This is a genomic window from Vibrio sp. 10N.261.51.A3 (assembly GCF_041471965.1).
In the GTDB taxonomy this organism is placed as follows: Bacteria; Pseudomonadota; Gammaproteobacteria; order Enterobacterales; family Vibrionaceae; genus Vibrio; species Vibrio crassostreae_C.
This window is the reverse complement of the sequence record NZ_JBFRPK010000044.1, coordinates 1-12,289: the sequence shown is the minus strand read 5'-3', so window position 1 is coordinate 12,289 and position 12,289 is coordinate 1. Positions and strand designations below refer to the sequence as shown.

The 12,289-nt window shown below is 45.5% G+C and carries 10 protein-coding genes and 1 tRNA gene; 3 read left to right on the top strand and 8 right to left on the bottom strand.

Features of this window, described 5'->3' with window-relative positions; all coding sequences use genetic code 11:
* Window positions 1-9: 9 nt before the first annotated feature.
* Together AB4371_RS11625 and fabB are read right to left on the bottom strand one after the other, a co-directional pair.
* Window positions 10-1,143 (bottom strand): 4-phosphoerythronate dehydrogenase, encoded by a 1,134-nt coding sequence (locus AB4371_RS11625; protein ID WP_017062351.1) that lies wholly within the window; start codon window positions 1,141-1,143, stop codon window positions 10-12.
* A 485-nt stretch (window positions 1,144-1,628) separates the two neighbouring features.
* Window positions 1,629-2,855, bottom strand: a complete 1,227-nt coding sequence (fabB, locus tag AB4371_RS11620; protein ID WP_017070308.1) for a beta-ketoacyl-ACP synthase I — start codon at window positions 2,853-2,855, stop codon at window positions 1,629-1,631.
* Between the two features lie 128 nt (window positions 2,856-2,983).
* Between fabB and mnmC the strand changes: the two genes are divergently transcribed.
* Window positions 2,984-5,062, top strand: coding sequence for a bifunctional tRNA (5-methylaminomethyl-2-thiouridine)(34)-methyltransferase MnmD/FAD-dependent 5-carboxymethylaminomethyl-2-thiouridine(34) oxidoreductase MnmC (mnmC, locus tag AB4371_RS11615; RefSeq protein WP_372149783.1), 2,079 nt, complete (start codon window positions 2,984-2,986; stop codon window positions 5,060-5,062).
* Between the two features lie 150 nt (window positions 5,063-5,212).
* On the opposite strand, the gene AB4371_RS11610 is transcribed toward mnmC, so the two are convergent.
* The 3 genes from AB4371_RS11610 to AB4371_RS11600 all read right to left on the bottom strand — a co-directional run bounded on the left by AB4371_RS11610 (window position 5,213) and on the right by AB4371_RS11600 (window position 6,714).
* On the bottom strand, window positions 5,213-5,734 hold the full coding sequence (locus AB4371_RS11610; RefSeq protein ID WP_017070306.1) for an NADPH-dependent FMN reductase: 522 nt from the start codon (window positions 5,732-5,734) through the stop codon (window positions 5,213-5,215).
* Window positions 5,735-5,910: 176 nt separating this feature from the next.
* Window positions 5,911-6,174, bottom strand: coding sequence for a YfcL family protein (locus AB4371_RS11605; RefSeq protein WP_017063425.1), 264 nt, complete (start codon window positions 6,172-6,174; stop codon window positions 5,911-5,913).
* A gap of 9 nt (window positions 6,175-6,183) precedes the next feature.
* Window positions 6,184-6,714: an elongation factor P hydroxylase gene (locus tag AB4371_RS11600; RefSeq protein ID WP_372149780.1), complete on the bottom strand. Its 531-nt coding sequence runs from the start codon at window positions 6,712-6,714 to the stop codon at window positions 6,184-6,186.
* 298 nt (window positions 6,715-7,012) lie between these two features.
* Here AB4371_RS11600 and AB4371_RS11595 point away from each other — a divergent pair, with 298 nt between their 5' ends.
* Entirely contained in the window at window positions 7,013-7,636 is a 624-nt protein-coding gene (locus AB4371_RS11595; protein WP_372149777.1) for a trimeric intracellular cation channel family protein, read from the top strand.
* A 150-nt stretch (window positions 7,637-7,786) separates the two neighbouring features.
* Here the strand turns inward: AB4371_RS11595 and aroC are convergent, their stop codons facing one another.
* A complete protein-coding gene (aroC, locus tag AB4371_RS11590; RefSeq protein WP_004734182.1) occupies window positions 7,787-8,872 on the bottom strand; it encodes a chorismate synthase in 1,086 nt (361 codons plus the stop codon).
* Window positions 8,873-9,141: 269 nt separating this feature from the next.
* A tRNA-Arg gene (locus AB4371_RS11585) sits at window positions 9,142-9,218 on the bottom strand.
* Window positions 9,219-9,429: 211 nt separating this feature from the next.
* Between AB4371_RS11585 and folD the strand changes: the two genes are divergently transcribed.
* Window positions 9,430-10,287 carry a bifunctional methylenetetrahydrofolate dehydrogenase/methenyltetrahydrofolate cyclohydrolase FolD gene (gene folD / locus AB4371_RS11580; protein ID WP_017062367.1) on the top strand — a complete coding sequence of 286 codons (858 nt, stop codon included), beginning with the start codon at window positions 9,430-9,432 and terminating at the stop codon, window positions 10,285-10,287.
* Between the two features lie 117 nt (window positions 10,288-10,404).
* Here the strand turns inward: folD and AB4371_RS11575 are convergent, their stop codons facing one another.
* The gene (locus AB4371_RS11575; RefSeq protein ID WP_372149775.1) at window positions 10,405-12,219 is read right to left on the bottom strand and encodes a cation:proton antiporter; all 1,815 of its coding nucleotides are present in this window, start codon (window positions 12,217-12,219) and stop codon (window positions 10,405-10,407) included.
* Between the last annotated feature and the right edge of the window lie 70 nt (window positions 12,220-12,289).

The window sequence follows — 12,289 nt, the reverse complement described above, 5'->3', positions numbered from 1 at the left end:
TTCTCTCTTTTATAAAGTTGGCTTTACCATAAAACCGAGTTTAGATAACGGCGTTAAATTACAAGATTCGTCGCCCGTTAACTCGACTGCACTGTACTCTCTGCGGTCCCAATATTCTTTACGCATCTTGTCAAAAGAACCCGGCGTAACGATATTGCGACGGAATAAGGCGTCGTCTTTGCGCACATCATAGATCAACTGAGTCAAATTGTGCAGTGTTGCTTCATCCCAAGCTCTATCTAATTTCATTTGAGGTACAGGCGCTGTCGGCAATAAGTCGCTTGCATAGGCACGCTGTTCAGTACCTAAAAATTCACAATAACTGTTGAAGATCATCGTGGTACCACGCGCTTTACCTTCTAAACCGTAGCCCGCTACGTGAGGCGTTGCAAAAGCGAGTAACGGAAGAAGCTCAAAGTCGACTTCAGGTTCAAACTCAAACACATCAAGCACTGCAGTGAAACCATCGGCTTTTTGCAGGCGAGCTTTTAGCGCTTGGTTATCAACCACAGGACCGCGAGCTGCATTAATCAGGATTTGATCAGCACGTAAGTTGTTCAGCACTTGCTCACTGATCAAGTGATGCGTTGGATACTCACCCGTCTTAGTGATTGGCGTGTGTAATGTAATAACGTCTGATTGTTCAAGCAAAGTCTCTAACTCAGTAAATTCGCGAGTATCACCCTCTTGCTGTTTTAGAGGGTCGTTCAGCAGAACTTTGATACCAATACCTTCAAGGCACTTCGCTAAGTAACTGCCCACTTGACCACAGCCGATAATACCAACCGTTTTATCAAAAACAGAAAAGCCTTGTTGCTGCGCAAGCACCATCATCGCACTGAACGCGTACTCAGCAACACCCACCTTGTTACAACCAGGTGCCGCAGTAAAGAAAATACCACGCTCTTTCATCAACTCTTGGTCAACGTGATCCATGCCAGCCGTCGCAGTACCAACAAACTTCAGCTTATTGGCTTTGCTGATCAATGACTCGTTTACCTTGGTAACAGAGCGAATCATCAATGCGTCTACGTCAACTAGGTCGTCAGCTGTTAATGTGCGACCAGACTTCATTGTCACTTCCCCTAGCTGGCTAAAAAGCGCTTCAGCGTAAGGCATATTTTCGTCGATTAAGATTTTCATTTGGCGAGTACTTTTGTTGGGGTCTATCGACCTAAATGTGAATTGAAATGATTGTGCAAAATTCCACACACGGTGTCGAGTAGCAATTGGAATACATTATAAATAAAGGGCTGAATCACCTAACCTTGGCAGACAAGAACCGAAACCAGAGTGAACACCCAAGATCAAACGGCTAAAACGAAAAATGCCCGATTGAATAAACAATCGGGCAAACATCCAGAACAAAAGGATCCTATCTCGCTCTCCAGGAGACAGAGTCTTGCGTCTGTTCAACCAGTACTAACCAAAGTCAGTACTGGTCAAGCTCTGGAAACCTTTCAATCTCTAAACCCAGATTTAAAAACTATGTTCAAAAAACACGTTTACCAACCTGCGTCTAAAAACTTTGTTCTGATGGTCATTATTACTGGGTGACCTGTGCGTGTTGAATCGGCACTAGCGCAACCCTTTAACGATTAACCTTGTCTCTGTAACTCAAGCTTAAGTTAAGCTTGGTACTTTTTGATTACTAGCGTTGCGTTCGTACCGCCGAAACCAAAACTGTTAGACATAACTGTAGTTAGCTCTTGATCACGAGCTTCAGTTACGATGTCTAGGCCAGCAGCAGCTTCGTCTAGGTTCGAAACGTTAATGCTTGGAGCGATAAAGCCGTTATCTAGCATTAGCGTTGAGTAAATAGCTTCGTGTACGCCAGCAGCACCTAGAGCGTGACCTGTCATCGCTTTAGTTGCTGAGATTGCTGGGCTGTTGCCACCGCCATTGCCTTGAGAGAAAACTTCTTGGATAGCGCCTAGCTCTTTAACGTCGCCAACTGGAGTTGAAGTACCGTGAGTGTTCACGTAATCAACGCCATCAACGTTTTGCATCGCCATCTTCATACAACGAACCGCACCTTCACCAGAAGGAGCAACCATGTCGTAGCCATCTGAAGTTGCGCCGTAGCCTACGATTTCACCGTAGATTTTTGCGCCACGAGCAACAGCGTGCTCAAGCTCTTCGATAACTAACATGCCGCCGCCACCAGAGATAACGAAACCATCACGGTCTGCATCGTAGGTACGAGAAGCCAGCTCTGGCGTGTCGTTGTACTTAGTAGAAAGTGCGCCCATTGCGTCGAACATCATAGTCAGAGACCAATCCAGTTCTTCACCGCCACCAGCGAATACAACGTCTTGCTTACCAAGTTGGATAAGCTCCATTGCGTGACCAATACAGTGTGCAGATGTCGCACATGCAGAGCTCATAGAGTAGTTCACACCACGGATTTTGAAAGGAGTTGCTAGACAAGCAGAAACCGTAGAAGCCATTGTACGTGGAACCATGTATGGACCAACGCGCTTCACGCCTTTCTCACGGATGATGTCTACCGCGTTTACTTGGTTTAGAGATGAAGCACCACCTGAACCCGCAACGATACCCGTGCGGTCATTAGATACTTGATCTTCAGTTAAGCCAGAATCAGCAATTGCTTGCTCCATTGAAAGATAAGCGAATGCCGCTGCATCACCCATAAAGCGCATTTTTTTGCGATCGATATGGTCAGCAGGGTTCATTTTTAGGTTACCCCATACTTGAGAGCGCAAGCCATTTTCCTTGAACTGCTCTGAAGCGGTAATACCAGATTTACCCTCTTTCAGTGATGCTAAAACTTCTTCGACGTTGTTACCGATACTTGAAACAATACCCATACCGGTGATTACGACTCGTTTCATGTGACATTCCTATAATTCTAAATTCAGCTAGATGATAACTAAGAAGCCTAACAAAAGTGGTCAGCTTTCCTAGAAATTCGTACAATCCCTACCAACATATCGCTTCAAATCACAAAATGATAGATTTTATGACTTCAATTACTAATGCAGAACTGGAATGGAATGAGTCTGGCACGCCAGTTTCAGACCAATTTGACGACGTTTACTTCTCCAATGTTAACGGTTTAGAAGAAACTCGCTACGTCTTTTTAAAGCAAAACCACCTTCCAGAGCGTTGGCTTGAACATGAACAACGCCGCTTTGTGATTGCTGAAACCGGCTTTGGCACAGGTTTGAACTTTCTTGCAGTTTGGCAATGGTTCGATGCTTTTCTTAAAGATAACCCACAAGCGATGACCAAAGAGTTACATTTCATCAGTTTTGAAAAATATCCTTTAAATAAAGAGGATCTGATCAAAGCACACCAATCGTGGCCAGAATTAGCCGAGTATGCGACGCAACTCCAAGAACACTACCCTATTGCTCTACCTGAATGTCACCGCATTGTGCTGGGCGACGGTGCAATCACGCTTGATTTGTGGTTTGGCGATATTAAAGATTGCATGCCCAACGTACCAACCCCGCGTGAAGGTTTGGTTGATGCTTGGTTCTTAGACGGTTTTGCTCCGAGCAAGAACCCAGAGATGTGGAATCAAAACCTATTCAACGGCATGGCTAAGCTCGCTAAGCAAGATTGTAGCTGCGCCACCTTCACCGCTGCTGGCTTTGTTCGCCGTGGCTTAATTGAAGCTGGCTTTGAAATGAAAAAGGTCAAAGGCTTTGGTACTAAGCGAGAAATGATCGCCGGCCGACTTGGCGAAAAGCACGCTCACACCAACATCAAACCTTGGTATGGCCTCGCTCAACACACTGAATCCCAAGACATTGCGATCATTGGTGGTGGTGTCGCCAGTGCTGCATTAGCCAAAACGCTAAGCCGTCGTGGTAAAAACATCACCCTTTATTGTGAACATCCACAAGCTGCGGGCAATGCCTCAGGTAACAACCAAGGTGCGATTTACCCGCTATTAAGCGAAGCGACCTCGAACGTGTCTCGCGTGTTTGGCCCGGGATTACTGTTTGCTCGTCAATTTATTAATCAAGCGGCTCAGTCTATTCAATTTGATCACAGTTGGTGTGGCGTGAACATCTTGATGTGGGATCAAGGCTCCACTAAAAAGCTCAATCGCATGTTGGAAGGCAACTTCCACACCGACCTGATTCAGCGTTTATTGCCAGAGCAAGCCAACGAAAAGATTGGCTTACCCGTCGATAAAGAGAGTGTTTACTTTCCGCTGGGTGGTTGGCTAAGCCCTCTGCAACTGACTCAAGGCTTGATTAGCAAGTTAGAAGAGAACAACCAAGTAAGCGCGCACTATCAACATCAAGTAACGCAACTTGAGTGGCTCGAAGCTGAACAACAATGGATACTGACGATGGATACACCTCAAGGTGAGATTCAAACCAAGCACGACCAAGTAGTTGTCGCAAACGGACACAAGTTCACTCAGTTTGAACAAACTCAGCCAGTACCACTGACTCCGGTTAAAGGCCAAGTGAGCCATATTCCGACCACGGAAAATCTCAGCCAGCTAAAAACCGTGTTGTGCTTTGATGGCTATTTGACGCCACAGAACCCCAACAATGGTCATCACTGTATTGGTGCGAACTACGACAAAACCAATATCGACCAAGAATTTGATATTGAGGTTCAGCAGCACAATGGCGAGCGCCTACATGGGTCACTACCAGACCAAGCATGGACAAAAGATGTCGATACCAGTGACAACTTAGCGCGCCAAGGTATCCGAAGCGTAAGCCGTGACCACCTTCCGTTTGTCGGAAACGTTGGTGACTTTGAAGCCATTAAGGAGCAGTACCAAGATCTCCACAACTTCAACCCGCAGCGTGACTCGGTTGAGGATGTAGAAACGGTAACAAGCTTCCCTAACCTTTATTGCTTTATCGGACTGGGTTCACGTGGTTTGAGCTCTGCACCATTATTGGCTGAAGTATTAGCATCACAGATCTGTGGCGATCCGCTGCCCTTGCCTGTTGATGTGCTTGAGGCGATTCACCCAAGTCGAATGTGGGTACGCAGACTGCGTAAAGGTAAGGCATTAACGGCTGGATGGGTTGCTGACAAGCATTCTAAATCAAAGCCGTAGTTTCTAGTTCAGCTATTTTGAACATCTGAAATTTCTGAATATCTGAAACTAATAAGTTAAAAGCTAAAAAGCCCTACGTGACTAAGTTAAGTCGCTCGGGCTTTTTGTTATTCGTGTTGATCTAAACTGATGTTCTAAATGGAGCAGTATTTACAGCTTAGCAACCGCGTCTTTAATCTGTAGAGCAATCTCTTCGTTGCTGATAGAACCAGATTCAAAATCAAAGTTATCGTAGAAGCTTGGTACTGAAACTGACGCTTGCACGTTGCCACCGAAGTAAGGTGCAGAACCTGTCGCTGCACCAAGTACCGTTTGTGCGCCACCAGGGCCCGGTGAAGTCGCTAGGTAAACCGCCGGCTTCTCGCCAAACACTGAACGCTCAATACGTGTCGCCCAGTCAAATAGGTTTTTATACGCTGCTGGGTAGTGACCATTGTGTTCTGCGAACGAGATAACAAACGCATCAGCTTCAGCTAGGTCGCGTAGGAATGCTTGAGCACCTTCCGCTTGGCCAATCTCTTTTTCAGTGTCTTCACTGAACATAGGAACATTGTAATCGTTGATGTCTAGGACTTTTACTTCAGCACCTTCAATCAAGTTTGCTGCGTAAGTTGCTAGTGTTTTGTTGATTGAGGTAGAACTTGTGCTTGCGCCAAATGCGATAACTTTCATGATGTGACCTTTCTGTAATTCCGTTAAGTGGGATTAGAATAACGTAGTAAGAAAATGTAACCATCACAAGAAATGAACGGACTCATTCAAAAATTTCGAACGAGTCTCAAATAAACCAGTTCGCTCAGCAAAATGGGAAAGGAAGGGACTGAGCGGATAGTATTAATACATCGAGATTAAGCTTGGTTTTGTAGCTCAACCCAAAGGTCATTAACGATAGTGCGGTCTGCTGGTGTTAGTTCAGAGCGAGCGTCGTCTAGGCTCTGTTCAATACGAGCTTTTACTTCAGCCACATCTTCAATGCCTTCTTCTTCACATGAAGCCACTGAAAGAGAAATATGACCACGTAAGTAACCACCAGCAAACAGTTCATCGTCTGATGCGTTTTCAATGCGAGCATCAATTACTTCAAGTAGTTTTTCTTCAAATTCGATAATCATAATATTCTCTTATTTCACAATAAATTGGCTAGCACATAAAGGTTCTACATCGTAGAAGCTGCGTAATGCTTCAGAGAGCATTTTCACGCGAGGCGGAAAGCCTACTTCAAAGATACCCATAACTTCACTGTGTACTTTATTCATAAAGGCCAAACGATCTGGCTCAAAATCGCCGTGTAGATTGTCACAGCTGACATTAAAAGGAAAGCCTGCGCTCATCGCAATGATCCATTCATACGCTTGTGGGCGAATTTCTACTTTTTCAAACTCAGCTTGAACCGATTCCGTTCGACCGTCAGGTTCATACCAATAGCCAAAATCTTCCAGTAAACGACGCTCAGACCCAGCAACGCACCAGTGTGCGATCTCATGGAGTGCAGAGGCGTAAAAGCCACGTGCGAACACGATTCGATGGTGTGGGATAGTATCATCAGCCGGCAAATAGATCGGCTCATCAGCCCCTAGCTCTAGTTTGGTATTAAAGCTTTCAAAAAAGGTCTGATTGAAGATATCGATAATGTCTGAGTATTGGTGTGTCATAAAATCAAATTTAAGTAAAAATAACTGGGGCATTTTGCTTTTTTTTAAGCGCTCGGTAAAGCCCTATCAAGCGTAATGACATCGGGTTCGCCATTATACTTTGCAGTGACAATCGATTGCCATTCCCAGATTACACCACTTTAAGGTGAATGATTAGTTTAGCTAATCTGAAACGCCCATTCACGGTACAAATATTCATTCGTCAACAAGCATTTTTACTACTACACTCGCGCTTCATTTTATATCCCTAAGGCCTATAAGACTCGAGTTTATAGACCTAAATTATAGAGCTACAGCAATGCTACTAAGTGTTTTGTATATCATCGGCATCACGGCAGAAGCCATGACCGGCGCTCTCAGTGCAGGCAAACAAAAAATGGATTGGTTTGGTGTAATGCTGGTTGCAAGCGCAACGGCAATTGGCGGCGGTACAGTACGCGATATCTTACTTGGCCATTACCCTTTAGGTTGGGTTGAAAACCCTCAGTATCTGGCCATCACCTGTATCGCAGGTGTTATTACAACCGGGTTGGCGAAATGGGTTATCAAGCTAAAAGGTTTGTTTATTCGCTTGGATGCCTTAGGCCTAATCGTATTCAGTATCATTGGTACCAAAGTAGCGATGACCATGGGTCTGCACCCGATGATTTGCATGGTATCGGCATTAGTGACAGGTGTCTTTGGTGGTTTGTTACGTGACCTTATCTGTCGTCAAACACCATTGGTGTTACATGAAGAGCTGTATGCCTCTGTCGCACTTGTCGCTTCAGGTTTGTACCTAGGTTTGCTTGAGCTTGGCATCAACGACGTCACGGCGACAATTGTGACGCTTGTAGTTGGTTACTTGCTGCGCATGGCGGCTGTAAGATTCAAATGGCGTTTGCCTTCGTTCCAGTTTGATCCTGAAAGCTCTGTGCATTAATAGATTAAGAGCCTTTAGCTGCTAGCTGTCTTTAATGACGATAGTCGCTAACCGGACGAATAATCCTGCTAATGTGAAAAAGGGTTGCTTCATTACGAAGCAACCCTTTTTTGTTTCTATCAATTCTATTCTAAATAAAAAGAAGCAGAATTAGATTTTTGGCGTTTCAGTTGTCACACCAAAGTTTTGACCACGGTGACGTAGCAAGTGATCAAGCAATACAATCGCTAACATTGCTTCTGCGATCGGCACCGCACGGATACCAACACATGGATCGTGACGACCTTTCGTGATTAGCTGCGTTGCTTCGCCGTCTTTAGTGATCGTGTCACCAGGAACGGTAATGCTTGAGGTTGGTTTAAGCGCGATGCTTGCCACAATATCTTGGCCAGTAGAAATACCACCTAAGATACCGCCAGCATGGTTGCTGCTGAAACCTTCTGGAGTTAATGGATCACGGTGTTCACTACCGCGTTGATTAACCACATCAAAACCATCACCAATCTCAACACCTTTCACCGCATTGATGCTCATTAGAGCGTGCGCGATGTCTGCATCTAGACGATCAAAGATTGGCTCACCAAGGCCTACAGGCACTTTAGTCGCAACCACTTGAATCTTCGCACCGATCGAGTTGCCTTCTTTTAGCAAGTCACGAATCAGTTGGTCAAATTCCGGTACTTTGTCGGCATCAGGGCAGAAGAAAGCGTTGTTTTCAATCTCGTTCCAATCCACTTTATCAATTGAGATATCACCCATTTGAGAAAGGTAAGCTTGGATTTCAACACCAAATTCTTGTTTTAGGTATTTCTTCGCAATTGCACCTGCCGCTACACGCATTGCAGTTTCACGAGCTGAAGAACGACCACCGCCACGGTAATCACGCACACCGTACTTTTGATGGTACGTATAGTCAGCGTGTCCAGGGCGGAACTTGTCTTTAATTTCGGAATAGTCTTTAGAGCGTTGGTCTGTATTTTCAATTAATAGACCAATAGAAGTGCCCGTAGTTTGGCCTTCAAATACACCTGATAAGATTTTCACTTCATCCGCTTCACGGCGAGCCGTTGTATAACGAGAAGTACCAGGGCGACGACGATCCAAATCTCTTTGAAGATCTGCTTCGGTAATTTCTAATCCTGGTGGGCACCCATCTACGATACATCCTAGTGCGATACCGTGACTTTCTCCGAACGTGGTCACGCGGAAATGTTGTCCGATACTGTTTCCTGCCATTACTTCCTCTAAATCAGCTATTGAGCAGAAGGTTTGATTCCGAAACCGACTGGCTAACAGCTTTACTTGTCTATTCTTCGTGAATTCATAGTGGCTTTATTACCAAATGATGTAAACCCCAAAAAACGAACAATTTTAACTTTCTATTACATGAGCCGAATGAAATGAATAACGCGGGGAAATGAGTGCGCTTTGAGAAGAGTATTTTTATTATGGTAAGAAAGCAAAAAACCCGACAACTCGGAGAGTTATCGGGTTTCTTTAAATAATGGCACGCCCTGAAGGATTCGAACCTTCGACCACCTCCTTAGAAGGGAGGTGCTCTATCCAGCTGAGCTAAGGGCGCGCTACAGGAACGAATTATACGAATTCGAATCAGTAAAGCAACGGCTTTATGTAACATTCTGATCTAAGTGGGCAAAAAAAGGCCAACAAACATATAAGTGTTGGAAAATAGAGCAAAGCAAACGTTTGCTTAATGGTAATCAAAAAGATTTTCTGGAATAATGCGCCAAAAACATCAGCCACTAACTTGAATATCAATACTAAGGAAATTCATGACTGCTCAAAATATTGATGGAAAGCTAATTTCTCAAACGGTTCGCTCCGAAGTTGCTGCACGTGTAAAAGCTCGTACTGAAGCTGGATTACGCGCTCCGGGCCTAGCGGTTGTTTTAGTGGGTGAAGACCCTGCTTCTCAGGTTTACGTTGGAAGTAAGCGTAAAGCGTGTGAAGAAGTTGGCTTCGTATCTAAATCTTACGACTTGCCAGCCACTGCGACAGAAGACGAATTGTTAACACTTGTAGACCAACTGAACGACGATCCAGAGATCGACGGTATTCTGGTTCAACTGCCTCTACCTGCTGGTATTGATAGCACTCACGTTCTTGAGCGTATCACGCCAGAAAAAGACGTTGATGGCTTCCACCCATACAATGTCGGCCGTTTGGCTCAGCGTATGCCTAAGCTTCGCTCTTGTACGCCAAAAGGCATCATCACGCTGCTTGACCGTTACAACATCGATTTACGTGGTAAGCACGCGGTTGTCGTTGGCGCATCAAACATCGTAGGTCGCCCAATGACGCTAGAGCTCCTTCTAGCAGGTTGTACAACGACAACATGTCACCGCTTCACCAAAGACCTTGAAGGCCACGTGCGTCAAGCAGACGTTGTTGTAGTTGCAGTAGGTAAGCCAAACTTCATTCCAGGTGCTTGGATCAAGAAAGGCGCTGTTGTGGTCGATGTGGGTATCAACCGTTTGGAATCTGGCAAACTAGTGGGTGACGTTGAATACGACGTAGCGAAAGAAAGCGCAAGCTTCATCACGCCTGTACCGGGTGGTGTTGGTCCAATGACGGTGGCGAGCCTAATCGAGAACACCATGATCGCTTGTGAGCAATTTCACTCGAAGTAATCCGCAGCGCATATAAATAAAATTAGAAAGCCGCAACGTGATGAACGCTGCGGCTTTTTTGATACTTAGACATTCGTTTTGAAACAGGGCGACTCGCTTTTGATGCACTGCTATTCGCTACTTATCTGGATTCTCGACTTTTTCCGTCTGTTCAGAAGGCGGTAATAAACTAATAAGCTCACACTCCGTTGATATGAGTTTTTCCAACTCAGATCCTTGTGTCATTAAACGGAAATCACCGCCAGTGATCACCCCAAGAGGAATGGCTTTAGGATACAAAGCATTAAACTCTTTTAAATCAAATGCCTCGGTCAAACCTGTACTTTTAATTTGGCTACCCTGAGCCATCAGTGAGTTAAGCTTAGAATAGGTAATCCCTTCCGAGAACAGACTTCGATTGCCATTGCGGCTCACTTGATGTCTTTCATGCTTAGTCTCTGACGATTCAAGCTCAAACACCTTATTGGCACCAAACTCGTCTTGGTAATGCATGCTGACTAACGGGTTGGTTTGACGATAAGGCGAGACGATCATCGCACGCCCTATCCCATCGAGTTCCAAATTGTTTTCCGCGTGGCTTGAAGCTGGGTTACCAAAGTAAACATTCAAGTTATCCATACGAGCTAAGCGAATGCTTTCCCAGTTAGTATCAGCAAGCACACTGTTGATGTTGTGTGTGGCTAGCACCTTGGCAAATTGTCTTGCAAAGTGAGTGGCGCCAAAGAAGATAACCCCTTGCGCTTTCTCTTGAGTGACCCCTAGCCTTCTCGCCCACCAGCTCGCGGTTAAGCTCTGAATCACAACCGTACCAATAATGACTAAGAACACCATGGGCACGAGCAGATCTGCGCCTTCAATCAATTGCTTCTCTTGCAGTTTTATCGCAAACAGAGAAGAAACCGCGGCTGCTACGATCCCGCGAGGTGCCATCCAACTCAAAAACCATTTATCCGCCGAATTAAGATCCGTACCGATCCCGCTGATCCACACGCTTAACGGGCGAGCCACCAACATAACCACCGCTAGCAACCCAATACCGCCCCAACCTATCGAAAGGAAAGCCCCCGAATCGAGTCGACTGGCTAACAGAATAAACAACGCAGAAATAAGTAACACGGTCAGGGTTTCTTTGAATTCGATGATGTCTTCGATATCCAAGCCCTTCACGTTGGCAAGCCAGATCCCCATGATGGTCACGGTTAATAAACCCGATTCTTCACTCAGATCATTAGAAAACGAGAACGCCGCCAACATTAGCGTCAGCACAGCCACATTACGTAAATAGTGCGGTACCCAATGCCCTTGCAGCATCTTGGCAATCAAATGGCCACCGATGATCCCTAAGCCTAAACCTATGACTAACGTCAGGCCCAGAGCTGACAGAACGTGTCCGGTAGGGTCGGCAGAAGAAACAATGTACTCGTAGACGAGAACCGCAAACAGAGCGCCAATCGGATCAATTACTATCCCTTCCCATCGCAAGATACTGCCTAACGAAGATTTAGGCTGAATACTGCGAAGCATGGGCACGATTACCGTAGGGCCAGTTACCACAACTAATGCACCAAACAGTGCGGCTAACGGCCAACTGAAGTCCACAAAGTAGTATGCCCCCACCACGATACACGCCCATGTAATCAACATGCCGAAACTCACGAGGTGAGTCACCATCCGGCCATGGCCTCTGATTTCTTTGAAATTTAGGGTCAATGCTCCTTCAAACAAGATGATGGCAACCCCTAAGGAGATCATAGGAAACAGCACATCACCGAAAATGGCATCGGGATTTAGAATATTCAGGCCGGGACCTAACAATAGGCCAACGATAAGGAGAGGGAGAATGGCGGGAAGACGTAAACGCCAGCCGAGCTGCTGACAAGCTAAAGACAAGAGTCCAATTAACGCCAAAGAAGAAGTAATCGACAAATCCATTTGTGCCCCTAAAAGGTTTGCACCACACCCTGTGGTACAAACTATTCAATGAATCGAGTAGGAGGAGGCC